Annotated in this window: 20 protein-coding genes; 9 read left to right on the top strand and 11 right to left on the bottom strand. The window is 26.8% G+C overall.

Annotated features, from left to right (window positions below; all coding sequences use genetic code 11):
• Window positions 1-6: 6 nt before the first annotated feature.
• The 6 genes from QZ429_RS01170 to pseI all read right to left on the bottom strand — a co-directional run bounded on the left by QZ429_RS01170 (window position 7) and on the right by pseI (window position 8,551).
• Entirely contained in the window at window positions 7-1,887 is a 1,881-nt protein-coding gene (locus QZ429_RS01170; protein WP_291949790.1) for a motility associated factor glycosyltransferase family protein, read from the bottom strand.
• 30 nt (window positions 1,888-1,917) lie between these two features.
• Window positions 1,918-3,765: a motility associated factor glycosyltransferase family protein gene (locus QZ429_RS01165; RefSeq protein WP_291949787.1), complete on the bottom strand. Its 1,848-nt coding sequence runs from the start codon at window positions 3,763-3,765 to the stop codon at window positions 1,918-1,920.
• A 2-nt stretch (window positions 3,766-3,767) separates the two neighbouring features.
• Window positions 3,768-5,507, bottom strand: a complete 1,740-nt coding sequence (locus QZ429_RS01160) for a 6-hydroxymethylpterin diphosphokinase MptE-like protein (RefSeq protein ID WP_291949785.1) — start codon at window positions 5,505-5,507, stop codon at window positions 3,768-3,770.
• Between the two features lie 50 nt (window positions 5,508-5,557).
• A complete protein-coding gene (locus QZ429_RS01155; protein WP_291949854.1) occupies window positions 5,558-6,919 on the bottom strand; it encodes a 6-hydroxymethylpterin diphosphokinase MptE-like protein in 1,362 nt (453 codons plus the stop codon).
• A gap of 436 nt (window positions 6,920-7,355) precedes the next feature.
• Window positions 7,356-7,514 carry a hypothetical protein gene (locus tag QZ429_RS01150; protein WP_291949783.1) on the bottom strand — a complete coding sequence of 53 codons (159 nt, stop codon included), beginning with the start codon at window positions 7,512-7,514 and terminating at the stop codon, window positions 7,356-7,358.
• Window positions 7,514-8,551: a pseudaminic acid synthase gene (gene pseI / locus QZ429_RS01145; protein ID WP_291949782.1), complete on the bottom strand. Its 1,038-nt coding sequence runs from the start codon at window positions 8,549-8,551 to the stop codon at window positions 7,514-7,516. The genes QZ429_RS01150 and pseI overlap by 1 nt, the downstream gene beginning before the upstream one ends.
• Before the next feature lie 114 nt (window positions 8,552-8,665).
• On the opposite strand from pseI, the gene QZ429_RS01140 reads away from it, so the two are divergent.
• Genes QZ429_RS01140 through QZ429_RS01130 form a run of 3 tightly spaced genes read left to right on the top strand, consistent with a single transcriptional unit; the run spans window position 8,666 to window position 10,154 of the window.
• A complete protein-coding gene (locus QZ429_RS01140; RefSeq protein ID WP_291949779.1) occupies window positions 8,666-9,088 on the top strand; it encodes a chemotaxis protein CheX in 423 nt (140 codons plus the stop codon).
• On the top strand, window positions 9,085-9,390 hold the full coding sequence (gene fliN, locus QZ429_RS01135; RefSeq protein WP_291949776.1) for a flagellar motor switch protein FliN: 306 nt from the start codon (window positions 9,085-9,087) through the stop codon (window positions 9,388-9,390). The genes QZ429_RS01140 and fliN overlap by 4 nt, the downstream gene beginning before the upstream one ends.
• Entirely contained in the window at window positions 9,387-10,154 is a 768-nt protein-coding gene (locus QZ429_RS01130) for a hypothetical protein (RefSeq protein ID WP_291949773.1), read from the top strand. Before fliN ends, QZ429_RS01130 begins: the two co-directional genes overlap by 4 nt.
• Before the next feature lies 1 nt (window position 10,155).
• Here QZ429_RS01130 and QZ429_RS01125 read toward each other — a convergent pair whose 3' ends face one another.
• From QZ429_RS01125 to plsY, 5 genes are all read right to left on the bottom strand, one after another.
• Window positions 10,156-11,652, bottom strand: coding sequence for a Ppx/GppA phosphatase family protein (locus tag QZ429_RS01125; protein WP_291949770.1), 1,497 nt, complete (start codon window positions 11,650-11,652; stop codon window positions 10,156-10,158).
• Window positions 11,652-11,897, bottom strand: coding sequence for a YfhL family 4Fe-4S dicluster ferredoxin (locus QZ429_RS01120; protein ID WP_291949767.1), 246 nt, complete (start codon window positions 11,895-11,897; stop codon window positions 11,652-11,654). The genes QZ429_RS01125 and QZ429_RS01120 overlap by 1 nt, the downstream gene beginning before the upstream one ends.
• A 111-nt stretch (window positions 11,898-12,008) precedes the next feature.
• Window positions 12,009-12,683, bottom strand: a complete 675-nt coding sequence (gene hsrA, locus QZ429_RS01115; RefSeq protein ID WP_291949764.1) for a homeostatic response regulator transcription factor HsrA — start codon at window positions 12,681-12,683, stop codon at window positions 12,009-12,011.
• 82 nt (window positions 12,684-12,765) lie between these two features.
• Window positions 12,766-13,083, bottom strand: coding sequence for a dihydroneopterin aldolase (locus tag QZ429_RS01110; protein ID WP_291949761.1), 318 nt, complete (start codon window positions 13,081-13,083; stop codon window positions 12,766-12,768).
• A complete protein-coding gene (gene plsY / locus QZ429_RS01105; RefSeq protein WP_291949758.1) occupies window positions 13,068-13,679 on the bottom strand; it encodes a glycerol-3-phosphate 1-O-acyltransferase PlsY in 612 nt (203 codons plus the stop codon). The genes QZ429_RS01110 and plsY overlap by 16 nt, the downstream gene beginning before the upstream one ends.
• A gap of 196 nt (window positions 13,680-13,875) precedes the next feature.
• Between plsY and QZ429_RS01100 the strand changes: the two genes are divergently transcribed.
• From QZ429_RS01100 to QZ429_RS01075, 6 genes are all read left to right on the top strand, one after another.
• Window positions 13,876-14,907, top strand: coding sequence for a cytochrome-c peroxidase (locus tag QZ429_RS01100; RefSeq protein WP_291949755.1), 1,032 nt, complete (start codon window positions 13,876-13,878; stop codon window positions 14,905-14,907).
• 120 nt (window positions 14,908-15,027) lie between these two features.
• A complete protein-coding gene (locus QZ429_RS01095; protein WP_291949753.1) occupies window positions 15,028-16,371 on the top strand; it encodes a hypothetical protein in 1,344 nt (447 codons plus the stop codon).
• Window positions 16,368-16,688 (top strand): YcfL family protein, encoded by a 321-nt coding sequence (locus QZ429_RS01090; protein ID WP_291949750.1) that lies wholly within the window; start codon window positions 16,368-16,370, stop codon window positions 16,686-16,688. Before QZ429_RS01095 ends, QZ429_RS01090 begins: the two co-directional genes overlap by 4 nt.
• Before the next feature lie 12 nt (window positions 16,689-16,700).
• Window positions 16,701-17,330, top strand: a complete 630-nt coding sequence (gene lpoB, locus QZ429_RS01085) for a penicillin-binding protein activator LpoB (protein WP_291949748.1) — start codon at window positions 16,701-16,703, stop codon at window positions 17,328-17,330.
• Window positions 17,331-17,385: 55 nt separating this feature from the next.
• Window positions 17,386-18,738: a DUF6844 domain-containing protein gene (locus QZ429_RS01080; RefSeq protein WP_291949745.1), complete on the top strand. Its 1,353-nt coding sequence runs from the start codon at window positions 17,386-17,388 to the stop codon at window positions 18,736-18,738.
• 8 nt (window positions 18,739-18,746) lie between these two features.
• Window positions 18,747-19,907: a hypothetical protein gene (locus QZ429_RS01075; RefSeq protein ID WP_291949743.1), complete on the top strand. Its 1,161-nt coding sequence runs from the start codon at window positions 18,747-18,749 to the stop codon at window positions 19,905-19,907.
• Window positions 19,908-19,991 lie beyond the last annotated feature (84 nt).

The following is a 19,991-nucleotide window of genomic DNA, read 5'->3' as shown; positions in this document are numbered from 1 at the left end:
TTGCTATTAAATCAAATTCCTTTTTTCTAATATATCTTGCAAAGGCATAATGGCTATTTTTAAAGCTTTTTCTTGAACTTGAGTGAGTTCAGCGATATCTTCAAGCCAAGCTTTATGTGCTTCAAGCCAAGCTACAAGTTTATTTTGTCTGTCGCTTTCATTGTGGATAGACGCTACATAAATTTTAGAAAAAGTGCTTTCTAAATGAAATATAGATGGGCTTAAAATCTCTCTTAAAAAAATATATTTATTGCTTTCTAATTTTTCTTTTAGTGTATCAATTTTTATATTTAATTCATCAAAAGTGTATCGAATTTTACTTTGAGCATTTAATTCTCTATAAAGTTTCTTGCAAGTTTTTGAAAAATTTTCACTTAATTTAATATTTTTTTTGATTTGCTTATAAGCTTTAAGCATTAATTCTTCTCTTTCTTTACGTTTTAGAACTTGTAATGTTGCAAAAGGTTTTTTAATATCTTGAGTTAATAAATTTTCACAAAGCTCTTTAAAAGGCTTTTCTATAGTCCCTTCTATCCTAGCTCCACCCTCAGTGGCATTGTAAATTTTTACCTTTGTTTGTTTATAAAATAAATTTTCAAATATCTGCCTAAACAAAACCCAAATTTCAGAACTTTGCACTAAACCTTTGCCACCATAAGCTGGAATTTCAAATCTACCTTGATCTCTTTCATAATCATTTATATGATAATCACTATGTAAAAAGTCTTCTGTATGAGATTTTCCATCATTACTATAAGCTAAATCTTGACCTATTAAAATGATATTTTCATGACCTAATAAAGAAGCTAATTCATAATTTAAATGTGCAACACTCATACCACCTTGCACATAACCAAAATCATGCAAACCCAAAGAATACGCAAAAGGCATAGATCTAGATACTAAGATATATTTTCTTTTATTTTTTTCTAAAAAATCTATAGTATTTTTATGCACTAAAGAAGCTAAAATAAAAGTAATATCTTTATCAAATTCACCAAAATCATTATCAAAACATTTTGCTACTATATCATCTCTTTCTAGCATACACACATAATCAGGTTTTATACCAGCTTTTGCTAGTATAGGATATGCACTATCAGCACAAAAAATAGTAGCTTTTAAAGCGTATTTTTTAAGCAAAGGAAGTTGTTTTTTTAAAGATGGTCCAGTAGCTACTAAAATAGCATTTTTGCTTTTATTGCTTCTTTTTTTCTTTAATTCACTAAAACTAGGATGAGTTAATATTTTTGGTAAATTTAAGACAAGTTGTTCTAAGCCTTGCATTGCGTCAATTGGAGAATTTCCTCTTCTTAAAGCTAAGTTTTTAATCACTTTTAAATTTAAACTATTGATTGCTTTAATTTCTTTTTTTTGTTCTTGTTCATAAAAACTAGAATGAATATGAAGATTATATGTTTTTAAAAATAAATCAAAAAAAGAACACAAAAAATCAGCCTTAGCATAATTGATTTCTTTAGTATGTATTAATATAAATCTTCCTTCTTGCAATTGTTTAGAAAAGTCAAGGACATTTAAAATCAAAAAAATAAGCTCTATATCTTTTTCAAAAACTACTATTCTTTTATGCTCTTTATTTTTTAATAAGGCTTTGTAAAAAACTCCATTTCCTAGTCCATAAAAAAATAAAACCGGATATCTTGTGTAATTTTTATTAAAATTTTCTAAATTTTCTTCTAATTCTTTTAAAGGATTTTTATATAATGACTTAGAGTGTTTATAAAGGATATTGCAATTTAACGGATCTTTATCATATACATAGGTATAATCCTTGCTTTCTTTGACTTTACGTAATTTTTGCTTTAATTTTTTGTATTCTCCACCTGCTAGTGATTTTAAATTCTTTTTAAAAATTTCTGTTTTCATAATCTGCCTTTGTGATAATTAAGAATATCGTCATTTTTGTATATATCTTTGAAGTTTATTTTTTGCAAGTTCATTTTCTATAAATATTTTATTTTTTAATATCAATGAATTTAAATATTCTAAATTAATACATATTAAATTAAAATATTCTAAGTGAGCTTGTATCCAAGCTTTTGTTTTTTCTAAACGCATATTTTCATTAAATGCTTGTATGATATAAATTTTTCCTAATTTAAAACGCAATTGATCAAGAAAGCACGCAAGCAACAATTTGACTAAGATATTGTTTTCAAAATCATCTAAATTAAAATCATCTAAATATTGTATGATTTTATTTAAGTCCGTATTTTCTTGTATAAATTTGCATTTTTTTGTATATTTTTTTAAGAAAAATTCAACATCTTTTAATAAAGCTAAGTTTTTATAATAAAATTTTAAAAGATATTCTTGTTTTTTATTTAATGAAGGATTATTTAAACTACTAAAAGATTTTTTTAATTTTTGAGTTAATAAATTTTCACAAAGCTCTTTAAATGGCTTTTCTATAGTCCCTTCTATCCTAGCTCCACCTTCGGTAGCATTATAAATTTTTATTTTAGATTGAGAGATTAGGTATTCTAAAGTTGTTTTAAACATATCCCATATTATATGAGTTTGCACACAACCTTTACCTCCATAGGCTAAGATTTGAATTTTACCCAAGTTGCTTTCGAAATTTGCACTATGCTTATAATTTTTAGGATGAGACTCGCCTAAATCATTATAAGCTAAATCTTGCCCTATAAAAATGATATTTTCAAATTCTAATAAATTTGCTAGTATAAAAGCTAAATGAGCTACAGATATAGCGTAATCAACATAACCAAAACTATGGAGTGAAAAATAAACTTCAAAAGTTCCTTTTGAAATAAACATAAAATTTCTATTATTTTTTTCTAAATATTTTATAACATTTTGATGCACTAAAGAAGCTAAAATAAAAATAATATCTTTATCAAATTCACCAAAATCATTGTTAAAAAATTCTGCTGTAAAATCACTTCTTTCTACCATAAAAACATAATCAGGCTTTATATTAGCTTCGTGTAGTATAGAATAAGCACTATCAGCACAAAAAATCACCACATTTTCTTGATATTTTTTAAGTAAAGGAAGTTGCTTTGTAAGAGAAGGTCCAGTAGATACTATCACGGCATTTTTTGCTTTGGCTTTTCTTTTATTTAAAAGCTCTTTCATAGAAGGCTTACTAATCATAGTTGGTGTATTAATTATAAAATTATTTATACCTTCAAAAGTATCTTGAGTGCTAGTGCCTCTAGCAATGGAAATAGTTCTAATAACTGAAAGCATTTTAGTGTTTAAATTTAAAATATTTTCTTGGTATTGTTCATAGTATTTACAATGAGGTTCTAAAAAATAAGTTCTTATAAATTCTCTAAAAGGATTTTTAGACATAAAAGAAAATAATAAAGAATTTTTTATATCATCTTTTACTAAAATCAATCTACCTTCTTTAAGTTCTTTAGAAAAATCTATATAAAAAAATAATAAATATATCAATTCAAAATCCCTTTCAAAAACTACTATATGCTTTAAATTTGGATTTTGTAATAGTGCTTTATATAAAATTCCATTACCAAAGCCGTAAAAATACAGCACAGGATAAAGATTAAAATTTTGATTGTAGTGATTTAACATTGTATCTAGCTCTTTAAGAGGGTTTTCATAAATTACCCCCCCCCTATCATCAGCGATATTCATATCCAAAGAATCTTTTCCTTGAAGGATTTTATATTTTGTTGATGTGATTTGCTTAAATACCTCTTTAAAATCAAGATTTAAGGCGTTAATATTTTTTGTATATAAATTTTTATCCATAGTTACTCTTTCAAATTTTCTTTTATAGTTTTATTGTATTCTTCTAAATAAAGAATGATTTCTTCAAAAAAATTAATTTGTTCTTGTAAATATAAATTTGTATCTTTTTCTTTACTAACTTTATATTTTACAACTTCGCATTCATTTTGATAACACCTAGCGTGTAAGATATCGGAAAAAAAATCACTTTTTGGAATTTTTATCCTTAATTTTTCTAATTTTTCTATATTTTTTTCTTTAATAGCTTTTTGACATTCTTTTATAAAAATTTCACTTTGTTTTACTTGTTTTTGTATCGTTTCTTTGCATTTTTTTAATTTTTTATCTATATTTTTTGGAGTTTGTAAAAATACTTTTTTATCTAATTTTTGAGTTAATAAATTTTCACAAAGCTCTTTAAATGGCTTTTCTATAGTCCCTTCTATCCTAGCTCCACCCTCAGTGGCATTATAAGTTGTAATTTTTAAAATATCTCTTGCTAAGGCTACATCTTTTTCAAAGCTTTTTAAAAATAAATACCAAGTTAATTGGGTCTTAACTTCTCCCTCTCCACCATAAGCACAGATATTTTTATAAAAAAGCTCTTCGTCTCCTTGTTCTCCGTATAAATGCTCTTTAGGGTGTGAAGTGCCATCTTTTGCATAAGCTAAATCTTGCCCTATTAAAATAATATTTTCAAACCTTAAAGCACCGGCTAATTCATAAGCCATATTAGCCACACTTATACCACTTCCTAAAAATCCGTATTCATTAATACCAAGTTTGCTTTCAAAAAACAAAGGTCTTAAAACTAACATATAATTTCTATTATTTTTTTCTAAATATTCTATAGTTTTAGGGTGAGTCAAAGAAGATATGATAAATAAAATATCTTTATCAAATTCTTCGCTAAAAGTATTATTAAAAAATTCACTAGTAAAATCAACTCTTTCTAAAGAAAAAACATAATCAGGCTTTATATTGTATTTTTCGAGTATAATGTATGAACTATCAGCACTAAAAATTACCACATTTTCTTGATATTTTTTAAGCAAAGGAAGTTGCTTTATAAGAGAAGGTCCAGTAGCTACTATCACAGCATTCTTTGCTTTTTGTTTTTTTGCTTTTAAAAAATTTTGAAAAGGTGTATGAGAGATGATTTTTTCAAGATTAATAACATTGTGTTTTATACCCATTAAAGCATCTTTTGGGTCATTGCCTCTACTTAAAACTAAAGTTTTAATAATATTTAACAAATTTTGAAGCAAAGAATTAGCTTCGTTAGAATAAAAATTTAAGTAAAAATCATTATAAAAATGAAAATTAAAAATTTTCATAGTATGTTTGATATTAGGGTAATTAAAAAGAATTTTAAGCTGTGCTGTGGTGATGTGAGGCATAAAAAATAAAATCAATTTTTCTTTTTTCAAAAAAAGACTAAAATCATACAAATGAAAAGCTAAATACAAAATTTCTAATTCTTTTTCAAAAATAATTATATGTTTTAAATTTTTATTTGTAATTAATTCCTTGAAAAAAAATCCATCGCCAAAGCCATAAAAAAACAAAACAGGATAAAGCTCAAATTTGTCTTTATCAAAATTATGATTTTGATCTAAAAATACTTGATTTTTTTCATCAAATATTTGATTTTGTATTAGTTTAAAACGAAAAGTTGTTGAGATTTTTCTAAGCTCATAAGCTAAAATTTGATCCACAGCAAATAAAGCTTGAGTATTTTTTAAAAATAATTCTTTATTCATATTTTTCCTATAAATTTTTAAGCCATCTTGCTAATTATAGCAAAATGGTATTAAACAAAATTCATAGCTTGAAAATTTAAAATTCCTGGACCCAATTTAGTAGATTTTATTTTTGAAATTTGTTTGAGTAGATTGTGTTGTTTTAAATTTTCCTCTAAAGATAAAGAAGTATTTTCTAAGGCTTTTCTTAAAGTTTTTGTATGTCCTTCAAGATAAATAATCCATTCTAAATGCTCTCGTATCCATAATAAAGTCTTATTAAAACTATCTTCTTTAGTTTTAGGATTTAAAACAAAAATCCTAGCCAAATTTAAATCAAATTGCACATTCATAGATGAGCCAATGATTCTTAAGATATGATTTTTCTCTATTTTTTCTTTAAATTCATCAAGTTTTTTAATTAAAATTTGAAAATTTTGCTCATTAGAGCTTAAAAAACTTAAGTGATTGTGAGTATTTATACATTCTTTTTCCAAATTTATACAGAATTTTATTATTTGATGTATATTATAAAAGGCTTTTAATTTTAACTCTATTTGCTTTTTGTCGTTTAATTTTTCCAAATTTTTAAATGATTTTGTGCTATTTTTACTTAAAAGTGTTTCGCAAAGTTCTTTAAAAGGTTTTTCTATGGCTCCTTTTATCCTAGCTCCACCTTCAGTGGCATTATAGGTGGTGATATTCATTGCTTTTGTATGAAAAATAGCTTCTTCGAGTTGATTTCTAAATAAATTCCAAGTTGTTGTAGTTTTTACCTTTGCTTTCCCGCCATAAGCTAAAGTTGTCAAACTATAGTCTATATTTTGAGGATCATAAGTGTCATATTCACCATAATGATACTCTTTAGGGTGTGAAGCACCATCACTTGAATAAGCTAAATCTTGCCCTATTAAGATGATATTTTTGTATTTTAAGTGCATTGCTAGCATATAACCCATCACAGCTACACTTTGCCCCATATACATATAGCCATATGAATTTAAATTTATTTGCTGAAAAAAATAAAGTTGCATAGAAATAGTTGCTATATTGGCTTGTTTTTTTTCTAGATATTTAAAAGTATTTTTATGAACTAAAGATTTTAAAACAAAAATTATATCTTTATCAAATTCACCAAAGTCATTGTTAAAAAATTCGCTAGTAAAATCAACTCTTTCTAAAGATAAAACATAATCAGGCTTGATATTGTATTTTGCTAGTATAGGATAAGCACTATCAGCACAAAAAATCGTAGCTTTGCTAGAGTATTGCTTTAAAAGTGGTAATTGTTTTATTAAAGAAGGACCTGTAGAGACTATTATGGCGTATTCTCCGGCATTACTTCTTTTTTTAAGCAATTCTTTAAAAGTGATACTAGAGACAATATTTGGGATATTTTGTATGAAATTTTGCACCCCAATTAAAGAATCCATCGGACTATTGCCGATTCTATAAATAATTTGCTTTATATTTTCTTGCATTTGCGTGTTTATTTTTAAAATATCCTCTTGATATTTTTCATAATAATTAGAATGTAAATCTAAAAAATAAACTCGTAAAAAATTAAAAAATGGGGATTGAGCACAAATAACTTTAAAATCATTAATGTTTATGGTATTAGTATCTAAAATAATCAAAGAATTGTTTTTTAACTCATCGCTAAAATCAACATAATGAAAACTAAGAAAAATTAATTCTAATTCTTTTTCAAAAATTACTATTTTTTGATGATGTTTATTTTGCAATAGCACTTTATATAAAATTCCATTACCAAAGCCGTAAAAATACAGCACAGGATATAAAAAATATTTATCATCATAAAATTTGATTTTTTCGTGCAATTGCAAAAGAGCATTATCATAAATTTTGCTATACCCCCCCCCCATAGTTTTCTTTTATAAAATTGATATCTAAACTATCACTACCTATTTGAACTTGAAATTTTCTTTCATTAAAATTTTGTAATTTTTCTTTTAATCTTTCATTTTGTAAAGCATTAATATTTTTATCAAATAAATTTTCTTGCATTAGTTTCCCTCAAAATCATTTTCTTTTAAAGCTTGAGCAAATTCTATATCCTTAGTAGCTTTTTTACCTAAAATAGAATTTAAAAATTTAGGATGCAAACCCAAACTAGGTCTTATGCTTTTTACATTATCTAAAGTAAAAATTTCTCCTTTTTTTATATTTTTACTAGCATATAAACTCCTTGCAAAATGGCGATTTTTTAAGATTTTATCATCAAAATTTAAATCATTTTTTCCTAAAGCTTGCTCACTTATACGCACCATAGAGCACATTTGTTTAAATTCATCAAAATCAAGACTAAATTTAGCATCAGCACTTTGTAAATTTTTATCAAGTATAAAATGCTTTTCTATCACTCTAGCCCCTAATGCAACCGCTAAAATAGGGGCTAAAAATCCTTCACTATGATCGCTTAAGCCTATAGTAGTTTTAAATTTTTGTTTTAAAGTTGTGATAGCATTTAAATTTAAATCTTGTATTTTAGATGGATAAGCAGAAGTGCATTTTAATAAAATTAGATTAGAATTTTTTTCTTCTTGAAAAATTTTTATAATTTCATCTAATTCTTCCTCATAAGCAATTCCAGTTGATATTAAAGTAGGCTTTTGCTCTTTTGCCACGTATCTTACAAAATCATAATCATTAACCTCAAAAGAAGCTATTTTATAAGCAGGTGGATTAAATTGTTTTAAAAAATCAAGATCTGCTTTACTAAATGGACTAGAAAAACATATCAAATCTTCTTTTTTTGCACACTCAAAAAGCTCTTTGTGCCAATTATAAGGAGTCTTTGCCTCCTCGTATAGTTCATAAAGCTTTCTTCCTTTCCATAATCCATCTTTGATTAAAAAATCATCTTTATTTGAATTTAAAGTCAAGCTATCTGGGGTGTAAGTTTGCAATTTTATAGCATCAGCACCTGCTTTTTTAGCCGCTTTGATAGTCTTTAAGGCAGTATCTAAACTATTTGCGTGATTAGCAGAAAGTTCAGCTATAATAAAAACTTTCTCATTTAAATCAAAATTTCTTATAAACACTTACGCTACCTTGATTGAATTTTTATATGTATTTTATAGTTAAATTATTAATTATGATTAAAGGGTTTATTTAGTAAAATCGTTTCATTAAAAGTTAAGTTTTAAGGATTTATTATGAATAAGACTTTAGAATACTCCATTCATCATTTTTTTGTGCAAGTTTTAAAGCTTAAAATAGAGCCGGTTAATACCATAAAAGGGGAGCTTTATGGAGCTTCTATTCCTATACATTTTAAAGATAAAGAATATAGTTTTTATTTATTTTTTCAAAAAAAAGCTTTAAACGAGATTGCTTTATTTTTATTACATGAAGAGTTAAAAGAAGATGGATTGGCAGATTTAGTCAAAGAAGTCGCTAATCAAGTAGTAGGTTATACTAAAAAATTACTCAATGATGCTAACGGAAAAGACGAATTTAAACTTGGTGTGCCAGAATACTTAGGGCACATAGAAAAGCTTTCTTCTATTAAGCTAAAAGAGAAATTTACTTATAGCTTTAAAGATTCTAGCTTTAGAATAGGATATAAGAATTTATGATGGAAGATCATCAAGATCATCTAGGATTATTACAATCTTATGAAGAAATTTTAGATATCAGTGTAGATTTTGTTAGTGAGCTTGGCACGACAAATATGAGCGTAAAAGAGTTATTAAAACTTGAAGTAGGTTCAGTCATAGACCTTGAAAAGCCTGCAGGAGAAAGCGTTGAGCTTTATTTAAACAAAAGAATTTTTGGCAAAGGCGAGGTAATGGTGTATGAAAAAAATCTCGCCATTAGGATAAATGAAATTTTAGATTCTAAGTCAGTGTTGCAGTATTTTAAAAAAGAATTGCAATGAGATTTTTACTGCTTTGTATTTTAGTTTTACCACTTTTTAGTGCAAAAATAATCGGCTATAATACCTACATAAGAGGCGATAGAGTCGATATTACCTTTTCTTTTAATGCTCCATATGAAAGCGGTGTAAGTCAAAATAAAAAAGGCAATATTCTAATCATAACGCTAAATGCAAAGCTTGCAAAAGAAGAAGAAAAAGTTATAAATTCAAATCTTGTAAAAAAGATTAAAATATTTTCTCAAGGAGAAAAGACTTTAATAGTTTTAGATTTAGGGGAAAAAGTCGAGCTAAAAGCTGATAATGTAGGCGATAAATATGTTTTAAGATTACGCATTCAAAAAGAAGGAACTTTTACACAAGAGCCTTTGCAAACTAAAAAAACACAGATTGAAACTAAACAAAATGAGTATGATTTTACAACTTATATTTTAGTGATGAGTATTTTGATTCTTTTACTTCTTGGGTTGTGGATTTTAAAAATTTATTTAAGACAAAAATATCCTTTAGATAGAAATTTTAATCTAATTTTTCAAAAATCACTTGATAGACACAATCAACTTATAGTTTTTGAGTATGGAATGAAACGCTATACTATGATAGTTGGAAATTCTAATATAATCTTAGAATCAAATCAAATATCAATAGATGAAAATTCTTTAAAATCAAATTTTAAAGAAACTAAAGAAACTAAAGAAAAAGATTTTAATTCTTATTTTGAAGAAAATAAGCAAAGATTACAAAATTTGTTATTAAAACAAAAATAATCTATGCTTTTTGATTAAACGCTAAGACTATGAGTTTTGGTTTTGCTATTTTTTTAATTTCATCATTAGAAAAATATATCTCTTTATTTTCTGAATAAATATACAAAGTATGATTTTTTAGTATAAAATTAAGATTTTCACTTGTGTCTTTTGCAAGTTTTTTTGCTAATGCAAGCATAAAATTTAGCCACGAAAGTATATGAATACTTGGCAATAAAATTTTAAAATATTCCATTGCATAAAGATTTATTTTTTTACCATCTAATTTTAACAAAGTAAAAATCAATGCTAATTCTTGATGAGAATATCCAAAATTCAATCCATTTAATGCCATATAAGCACTATGCTCATTTGAAAAATAAAAATTCAATTTTTCTCCAATTAAAGATAGCTTTGCTGCATTAAGTAAGTCTTTTTTGTATGATTTATCTATTTTGTGTAAAGGCTCTAAGGTATCAAAAATTTTATTAGCAAAATATGTAGTTTTGTTAGGATAATTCACATTAAAGCGATCTTGTAAAGACTTTAAGCTCGGATTAAAATTTGGAGGAAATTTAGAATTAAATTTTGAAAAATCATCTACTTGCTCTTTAATTTTGCTATATTTAGCAAGGATATTAGATAAAAAAACACCTTCTCTTACTCCAACGGCTGAGGTGATGATTGTTTTTGCTTTCAAATTTTTAAGTAATGCAAGAAATATAATACAACCTTCTTTTATAGTGTCAAAGCGATCTTTTTTGATATTAAAATCAACTAAATTTTTTGCATTTAAAATTTTTTCTATGTGATTTTTTTCTTTTTCAAATTCATAACAAAAATTGTGAAGTATTTTTAGCGGATAAGAATTTTTTTTCATAATAGAAGTGGATATAGCCCTTAAACTTCCACCAATTGCTATGATATTGTGATTTTGAAATTTTTTAGGAATTTGCATTAAAATTTCTTGCATAAGTTTATCTAAGGCACTAAATTTCTTACGATCATAAAATAGCTCTTTAAACCTCACCGTGCCAATATCTAAAGAAATACAATCAACAATTTTTCCATTTTTTATTAAACATAATTCTGTTGATCCACCGCCTATATCTATAGTGGTAGCTTCTTGTATATTTGATAATAAATTCAAAGCAGCAAGACCGCCAAAGAAAGATTCTGCCTTACCGCTAATACATTTTATATTCAAACCAATATTATTCAAAATTCTTTTGATAAAAACTTTAGAATTTGGTGCGTCTCTTAAAGCTGAAGTGCCAACAGCAATAATTTTATTACATTTTTCTTTTAAAGCTTTTTCTTTAAAAAAAGCTAAAGCCTGTTCAGCTTTATTCATCGCATTTTCTTGGAGAATTTTGTTATTGTTATAAGCATTTTCTCCAAGGCGAACCTTTTTTTTATACTCACTACAAATATAAAAACCATACCTTGATGTTCTTTCAAAAATCACCATACGTATAGAATTTGAACCAAGATCAATTACTGCAGTTTTTTTTGCCATCAATAAGCTTTATTTTTGTGCTTTAAACGAAGTTCTTCAATGCTTTCAACATTATCAGGATCTGGAATAATACAATCAACAGGACAAGCCACTATACAAGCTGGCTCTGAAAATTCATTTACACATTCTGTGCATAAATCAGGATCTATGACATAAATTGGATCATTATCATATATTGCTTCATCAGGACATTCCTCTCTACAAGCATCACACGATATACATTCTCTAGTAATTAAAAGCGACATTCTTTTCCTTTTTATAAATAATGAAAAAACTTATACTATATAAAAACTTATATGTAATTTAAAAGAAAGAAAATGAAATTTCAAGGCTTAAGATGAAATTTCATTTTAATTTTAGTTTGTTTTTTTAGGAAAACAAAAGCGATATCCCCTGCGACGCACGGTTTCTATAGTGGAAATATTTAGTGGTTTATCCATTTTTTGTCTTATTTGATTGATTGCTACTTCTATGACATTTGGAGTAACAAGCTCAGGCTCTTCCCAAATCGCATCTAAAAGCTGTTCTTTAGATACTATTTGATCAGAATGTCTTGCAAGATGAGTTAAAACTTCAAAAGGCTTTCCTTTGAGTTCTATATCTCTTCCTTGATAAGTAATCTTTTCTTCATCTGGATCTATAAGCAAATCGTCTATTTTTATAACATTAGTGCCACCAAATCTAAGTCTTGCTTCTATTCTTGCCATTAAAATATCATAATCTAAAGGTTTTTTGATAAAATCATCAGCACCAGTTTTTAAAGCTTTGATTTCGCTATCTTTATCGACTTTAGAGCAGAGTGCGATAATAGCTGTTCTTGGTGATTTTTGTTTAATTATATTAATCAAATCACTTGCATCACTATTTTCAACCAACCAATTTGTTAGCACTAAATCATAATGTCTAATACCTATAAAATACTCAGCATCTTTAAAATTTTCTGAAGAGTCTGTTTGATAACCAAATTCATTTAAGGTATTTGAGATTGTCTTATTTAGAGTTGCTTCATCTTCTACGACTAAAATACGCATTATATTCCTTTAAGGATAATTTTAGGAAGCAAGTATATCACAAATTAAGCAAATATTCAAAATTCTTTAAAAATGTTTTAATTTAATATTTTTTAGTCAAGCTAGCACCAACTTTAGCATTGGTTATAATATCTGGTTTATAGCAGGTAATGGATATAAATTTGACTTTTTTATGATGTTTTTTGATATTTTTGCACGTGTATTTTAAAGATTTTTCTATAGTTTTAAATTTTTTCTTTTTATAAATTTTTTCTAAGCGTTTGCAAAGTTTTGCATAGTCAAGAAATTTTTTACTTTTAAGCTCTAAGTCTATTAAAATATTTTGTTCTTGAATTCTTTCAAAATCTAAAAGCCCTATGATACACTTAAGCTCTAAGCTGATTTTTATATGACTTTGCATTCTTTTTTTCCTATTAATCTTATAATATTTGGAATATGCTTATAAACTACTATAAAAGCTATGATGAATATTGGTGCGTGTGTGTTGATAACTGGCATATCATAATGAAATACAAAAGATGAAATTATTAAGATTATTAAAGCTACAAGTGAAGCTAAACTAGAAATTTTAAAAATTTTTCCTACAAGAAACCAAGCTATAAAAGCACTAAATATTTCTAAAGGTAAAAATAAAACTAAAACTCCAGCTCCAGTTGCGATTCCTTTGCCACCTTCAAATTTTAAATATGGAGAAAAGCAGTGCCCAAATACTGCTAAAACAGCCATAGTCCATAAAATATTATCATCATAACCTAAGAATTTAGCTATTAAAATCGGGAGTATTCCTTTTAAGGCATCTAGTGCTATTGTAGCTATAGCAAGTTTTTTAGCTAATTGAGGGTTATTTTCTTTTAAAACTCTTAAAACATTTGTTGCACCAATACTTTTGCTACCTAAATTTTTGATATTAGTTTTAGCAAAAATTTTAGCAAGTATCAATCCAAAGGGAATGCCTCCTATAAGGTATGCTAAAAGATAAATAATCAAATTTTCCATTATTTTTCCTATATTTATACTGATTGCAAATGATAATAAAATAACGCTGAAAATAAGATTTAATAAATATTGTATTTTTATAATAATTTTTATCTTTTAATTATAATTTTTTATATTATTTAAAGAAAATTATGGATATATTTTTATAAAGTTTATTTAATAGGCTTTATTTTATCTTATTTTTAGGAGTAAAATGATGAAAAAAATTTCATTACTTATTGCATCTTCATTATTAGTTGCAACTTCAGCATTTGCTGATAAAGCATTGCTAGAAGAAGCTAAAGCCGCTGGTTTAATGCCTTTACCAAAAGATCAAGCCGGAGTTGAAAAACTATTAGATCAAATGGGTATTAAAGCAAGTAAATTTTCTAAAGAAAAAGTTAATCTTGGAAAAAAATTATATTTTGAACCAAGACTTTCAAAAAGTGGTTTGATTTCGTGCAATACCTGTCATAATCTAGGTATGGGTGGCACTGATGGTGTTGAAGCTGCTATTGGCCACAGATGGACGGAAAATCCTCATCATTTAAATTCTCCAACTACTTACAATTCTGTTTTAAATTCGACTCAGTTTTGGGATGGTAGAGCAGGCACTTTAGCAGATCAAGCAAAAGGTCCTATCGAAGCAGAACCTGAAATGGCAACTCCAGCAAAATTAGCTGTTGAAAAGATTGCTTCTATGCCAGAATATGTAAAAGAATTTAAGAAAATTTATGGCAATGACGGAGTAACTTTTGATAATATTGCTGATGCTATAGCGACTTTTGAAAGAACGCTTTTAACTCCATCTAAATTTGATAAATTTTTAGAAGGTGATACAAGAGCTTTAAATAAAAAAGAGCAAGAAGGGTTAAAAACTTTCATTGATAAAGGATGTGTTACTTGCCATACAGGTGTAAATTTAGGTGGAAGTATGCAAGCTTTTCAAGTGGCAGCACAATATAAATTTGCAAATATTGGAGATTTTAAAGGTGATGCTAACGGCTTAGTTAAAACTCCTACCTTAAGAAATATAGCTGAAACAGCTCCTTATTTCCATAATGGTGCTATATGGTCATTACAAGATGCTATCAAAGAAATGGGTAGTGTTCAACTTGGTATAGAAATTTCTGATAAAGAAGCAGCTTCTATTGAAACATTTTTAAATGCTTTAACTGGTAAAAAACCAACTATTACTTATCCACAACTTCCAAAAGCAAGTAAAAACACTCCAAAACCAGAACTTTGATTAAACATTCCTACTAAAGATACAAAATATCTTTAGTAGGCCTTTAGCGGGTATTGATTTTTTTTTTTTTGTTTATTATATAATGCGGGTTTTATAAATTAATTTTAAAAGGATTAGACTATGAAAGTCAAAATTTTATTTGGCATAGCTACAACAGCTATTTTATTTAACGCGTGTGCTGATCATGCAAAAATAAATAATAATTTAGAACAAAAATTAACACAAAAAGTATGTTCAGATGATTTTTTTACCCAAGAAATGAGTAAAGTAGATAAAAAAGATGATGCAATTTATGTAGGATTAAACGCTGGATTAATTGCGAGAAATTGCGGTGATTTTAATCTTAGTAATAATTTTTTTGATAAAGTAGAAAATTCATATCAAGTTGATGTCGATTTAAAAAATGGAGCTGAAAAAATAACAAAAACCGCAGCCACTACTTTAATCAACGATAGTATGTTAGATTATGATGGTTCTTTATATGAAAGAATTATGGTAAATGTGTATAAGGGTCTTAATTTTATGAGCGAGGGCGATTATAACAATGCTAGAGTTGAATTTAAAAGGGCGTTATTGCGTCAAGATAGAGCAAAAGATTATTTTAAAACTCAAATTGCTAAAAATAAAACAGATTTAGAAAAAGCTAAAAAAGAAGATCCAAATTTTACAAAAAATTTCAACGATACAGCTAAAGAAATAAATGCTCAATATGCCAATTTATTTAAAGAATTTTCAACAAGTGAAAAATTTACTAATCCTTATGCAACTTATTTAGCTTCAATATTTTATTTTATGAGTCAAGATTATACTATAGCTAAGGATTTGTTTAAAGAAATTAGAATTTTAAACTCTAAAAATAATGAGATTAATAAAGAATGGAAAGTAATTAATTCTGCTAAAAAAAATGAAAAATATGTTTTTGTGGTATATGAAAATGGCTTTGGTGTGATAAAAGATGAATTTAAGCTAACTTTACCATTGCTTTTAAATGATAAAATAAGCTCTGTATCGATTGCATTGCCAACCTTGAAAAAAAGAAGTCAATCTTTTGACCATCTTAGCGTAAATGATATTAATACTACAAAATTGATAAATTTAGATGATGTAGTTGCAAGCGAATTTAAATTTGAGCAACCAGCAATAGTTGCAAAGGCTATTAGCTCTACTATTTTAAAAGTTATTGTAAATGCAGCAGTAGCTAATAATGACTCAACAGGAGGAATTTTAAGTTTAGCTAGCGGTATTACAACAGCAATGGTAACTAAAGCTGATGTTAGATCTTGGAGAGGTTTGCCACAAAGTATTGGAGTTGCTATGGTTAAAAATAATGGTAGTGTTATTATTCAAGCACCTAATAATGAGGTGTTATTTAACCAAAAAGTGGATCCAAAAAAGAATGTTTTAGTTATAATTCGTTCTTTTGCACCAAATATTACACCTAGTATTAACGTAATAGAAAAATGAAAAAAATATTTTTTTTACTTTTAAGTTGTATGTTTTTATTTTCACAAGATATTAGTGAATTTAAACATACTAATGTTAAAAGTATCAAAGAAAGAATCAACGACGCAGGTTTGTTAGAAGTCCAAATAAGCTTTTATAGTTTAATTGATAAAAAACTTTCTTATAAAATAGAATGGTTTGATAAAGATGGTTTTATAGTAAAAAATACCATAGATAGAAACTATAAAACTATTAGATTGTTAGCCAAGCAAGAATATATTGTGCAAAGTATTGCTACTGATAAAAGAGTAAAAAAATACAAAATATATATCAAATAAAAAGGAAAAAATATGAAAAAAATTAAAATCTTAACAAGTATTGTGGCTATTGGTATTTTATTTAGTGCTTGTATGCAACAACCAACTTATGTAGATGGGACTGCGGCTAAGCTAAAACAGGGTGATTCTTTGAGTATGGGCTTAACTGGAGAAGATTTTGATAATACTGCAAAAGAAATGTTAAATAGCTTGTTTAATTCAGCTTATGTTGTAAATAAAATAGGAAATTCAGGCAAGGCTATCGTTGCAGTTTATGATGTGGTAAATAATACTGCTTTGCGAATAGATACTAGAAATTTAACTGATTTAATGGTAGAAGAGCTCATAAATTCAGGTAAATTTGCAGCTTCAGCTACTCAAGGCAATGATAGTGCTACTCAAAATAATATAGATGATGTTATGAATGACAAAGATGATGATAGATATGATAAAGCTACGATTTCAAAAGATCATACGCAAATTAGTGCGTCTTTAACTTTGCAAGGTAGATTAGATCAAAAAAATATAAAATTAAGTAATGGAAAAACTCAAGTGGAATACTTTTTTGTTATGAAATTAGCTGAAAAGGTTAGCGGCTTAGTCGTATGGCAAAAAACTAATAGGATTAATAAGCTTGGTTCTAGCAAAAGTGTTAGTTGGTAATAATTTGTTCTATACAAATTTTTAAACTTAAGAAATTATTTGACAAGGGTAGAAAATGAAAAAAAGATTTATTATTGGTTCATTGTTAGTAGCAAGCTTTCTTTATGCTCAAGCTACTCCACAAATAGAGATTACTCAAGAAGATGTAAAAATTCAAAATGAAATGAATATTCCAATAGAAAACAAAGAAAATAAAAATAAGACAGCTCAAGATTATTTTGATGAGTATGAAAGCAATCAAGGTATAACTTATGGAGAAACTAAAAATGGTAGAACATTCTATACAGGCAATTCTGTAGTTATAGATGATCCGAAGAATTTTGCTAAAGCAGTAAATTTAGCCTACAGAAGAGCTATGCAATCTATTCAATCAAATTTTATTAAAGATGCATTTGGAAGAATAGCAAATCAAAAAATATCTAATTTCTATGATGATAGCTCATCTAATAATAAAGAATTTGAAGAGCTTCCAAAAGGAGGCGCTTTGTCTCAAATTATGGATAAAGTAACACAATTAGCTGGTGCAAAATTAGATAAAGCTTTGCAAGAGTTAGGTGTGAATGTTCAAGGACTAACAGAAGAGAGAAAAAAAGAAATTTTTAGAGATGAATTTATAAGTAAAACTATAATAAGTGCTTTTGGCTCTATGAGCGGTCTTGTTCCTGTGCAAACTTTTGTAACAAAAACAAGTGATGGAGAAGATTATCAAGTCGGTGTTATTGCAGTAGTTTCTGATAAAACTCGAATGTTTGCAGATGATATACAAAAAAATCGTACTCCTAGTATAAAAGGAAAAGGGAGTCCTATTAAAGAATTTTTACCAAAAGATACTCAAGGTTATATCAATGAATATGGAATTCGTATGGTGTATGATGAAAACGGAGAACCTTTGATTATCAGCTATGGAAATTGGGGCTATAATAAAACATCTAATGATAGTAATATTGTAAATCGTATTAAATTAAATGCCCAAGAAAGTGCTATATCTGAAGCAGATGTAGCTATTAGAGAATTTGTTAATACTCAAGTTAGCTTAAGAGATGAAAGACAAACGGGAGATTCTATAAAAAAAACTATAAAACAAACTATTAAAACTAGTGATGGTTCTGAGCAAATTACAGAAGATGTTATAAAGGATATAATAGATAAAACTATTAAAAAGGTAACAACTTCCACTAAAGGTAATTTAAGAGGTATAAGAACCATAAAAAGATGGTCTTATACTGATAAAAATGGTAATAATTATGTTGGTGCTGTACGTGTATATTCTTATGCAAATTATGTAAATACAACCAATGCTGTATCTCCTATAAAATCAAAACAAGATACTAATACAGAAGTTATCAAAAAACCTTCTAGTGTCGAAGATAGAAAATCTAGAATTGTGAATACTTTAGACGATTTTTAAGGATAAGAATGAATACTCTAAAAGCGATTATTTTTATATTATTTATATTTTTAAATCTTGAAGCTAAAGTTGTAACTTCTGTTTCTACAAAGTCAAGCACAGGAGAAGGTAGTGGTCTTACTAGAGAAGAAGCTATTAATAACGCATTAATAGAAGCAATTGGTAAAATAAATGGCGTTAATATAAGCTCCTTAAAACAAACTTTTGTTGCTTCTTATTCTGATAGTCAAAATACAAATATTGTTGATATGTATAAAGAAAAAATTGTAAAAGCAACTAAAGGCAAGGTTGATAGTTATGATGTAAATAATGTTACTAAAGATGAAAATGGAAATTATGTTGCAGAAGTAATTGTATATAAAACTTCAACTAAGAAATACTATGATATCCCAGGTCATAAACCAGATAGTAGAAGAAGTATTACGGTGTTTAATACCTCTTCTAAATACCAAGAACTTGGAAATGTTTTGCAACAAAAAATTATCACTAATTTGCTTCAAAGTAGAAAATTTAATGTCTTAGATAGAGATTCTAAAGGGTATTATGAAATGGAAAAATCCCTTATCAAATCAAGCGATACTAATTCTGATGAAATTTACAAGCTAAAAAATGTTTTAGCAACTGATTATATATTATTATTTAATGTTAGTGGTATAGACGCTGTAGCTAATAACAATAAAAATAAAATTGAAATTGTAATTGATTATAGGGTATTGCTATTTGCTACAAGAGAGATTAAATTTTCAAATACTTTAACCATGTCAGCTTCTATTAAGAATAATTCTTTAGTAGCTAATGAAAAATTAAGTAAAAAAATAGCAAAGAAAATTTCAGATGATATTTTAAATGCTATTTATCCATTAAAAATTGCAAGTGTTCAAAACAATGAAGTTGTATTTTCACAAACTCTAAATAATGATGATATTTATGAGTGTTATTCTTTAGGTGAAATTGTAAAAGATTCTTATACAAAAGAAAATACAGCAAGAATAGAAACCAAAAGCGGAAAAGTTCAAGTGATTCGCCCAACTCCTAAACTTTCTTATGCAAAAATTATTGAAGGAAGTGTTAAAAAAGGTGATATTTGCAGACCTTTAGATGATAGTGATGTAGGAATGCAAAAGCAACATAGTGTAAATCAAAATGGAACGATAAATTTAGGCTGGTAATTAACCAAAATTTAAAAAAAAATAAGTATAATCACAAGTTTTAACCACTAAAGCTTTTAAAATTTATGTTTATACATAATGCTT

It is taken from the genome of Campylobacter sp., from assembly GCF_020024835.1.
Taxonomy (GTDB): domain Bacteria; phylum Campylobacterota; class Campylobacteria; order Campylobacterales; family Campylobacteraceae; genus Campylobacter_D.
The sequence above is the reverse complement of the archived record's forward strand: the minus strand, read 5'-3'. Positions and strand labels throughout refer to the sequence as shown.

What these genes read in the sequence shown, in the direction of transcription:
- QZ429_RS01130 (WP_291949773.1), top strand. Translation starts at nt 9,387, where the DNA reads ATGAGATTTTTACTGCTTTGTATTTTAGTTTTACCACTTTTTAGTGCA.
- QZ429_RS01150 (WP_291949783.1), bottom strand. Translation starts at nt 7,514, where the DNA reads ATGCAAGAAAATTTATTTGATAAAAATATTAATGCTTTACAAAATGAA.
- QZ429_RS01080 (WP_291949745.1), top strand. Translation starts at nt 17,386, where the DNA reads ATGAAAAAAAGATTTATTATTGGTTCATTGTTAGTAGCAAGCTTTCTT.
- QZ429_RS01165 (WP_291949787.1), bottom strand. Translation starts at nt 3,765, where the DNA reads ATGGATAAAAATTTATATACAAAAAATATTAACGCCTTAAATCTTGAT.
- fliN (WP_291949776.1), top strand. Translation starts at nt 9,085, where the DNA reads ATGATGGAAGATCATCAAGATCATCTAGGATTATTACAATCTTATGAA.
- QZ429_RS01125 (WP_291949770.1), bottom strand. Translation starts at nt 11,652, where the DNA reads ATGGCAAAAAAAACTGCAGTAATTGATCTTGGTTCAAATTCTATACGT.
- QZ429_RS01170 (WP_291949790.1), bottom strand. Translation starts at nt 1,887, where the DNA reads ATGAAAACAGAAATTTTTAAAAAGAATTTAAAATCACTAGCAGGTGGA.
- QZ429_RS01140 (WP_291949779.1), top strand. Translation starts at nt 8,666, where the DNA reads ATGAATAAGACTTTAGAATACTCCATTCATCATTTTTTTGTGCAAGTT.
- QZ429_RS01100 (WP_291949755.1), top strand. Translation starts at nt 13,876, where the DNA reads ATGAAAAAAATTTCATTACTTATTGCATCTTCATTATTAGTTGCAACT.
- QZ429_RS01075 (WP_291949743.1), top strand. Translation starts at nt 18,747, where the DNA reads ATGAATACTCTAAAAGCGATTATTTTTATATTATTTATATTTTTAAAT.
- QZ429_RS01110 (WP_291949761.1), bottom strand. Translation starts at nt 13,083, where the DNA reads ATGCAAAGTCATATAAAAATCAGCTTAGAGCTTAAGTGTATCATAGGG.
- QZ429_RS01120 (WP_291949767.1), bottom strand. Translation starts at nt 11,897, where the DNA reads ATGTCGCTTTTAATTACTAGAGAATGTATATCGTGTGATGCTTGTAGA.
- lpoB (WP_291949748.1), top strand. Translation starts at nt 16,701, where the DNA reads ATGAAAAAAATTAAAATCTTAACAAGTATTGTGGCTATTGGTATTTTA.
- QZ429_RS01095 (WP_291949753.1), top strand. Translation starts at nt 15,028, where the DNA reads ATGAAAGTCAAAATTTTATTTGGCATAGCTACAACAGCTATTTTATTT.
- QZ429_RS01160 (WP_291949785.1), bottom strand. Translation starts at nt 5,507, where the DNA reads ATGAATAAAGAATTATTTTTAAAAAATACTCAAGCTTTATTTGCTGTG.
- QZ429_RS01090 (WP_291949750.1), top strand. Translation starts at nt 16,368, where the DNA reads ATGAAAAAAATATTTTTTTTACTTTTAAGTTGTATGTTTTTATTTTCA.
- plsY (WP_291949758.1), bottom strand. Translation starts at nt 13,679, where the DNA reads ATGGAAAATTTGATTATTTATCTTTTAGCATACCTTATAGGAGGCATT.
- QZ429_RS01155 (WP_291949854.1), bottom strand. Translation starts at nt 6,919, where the DNA reads ATGGATTCTTTAATTGGGGTGCAAAATTTCATACAAAATATCCCAAAT.
- hsrA (WP_291949764.1), bottom strand. Translation starts at nt 12,683, where the DNA reads ATGCGTATTTTAGTCGTAGAAGATGAAGCAACTCTAAATAAGACAATC.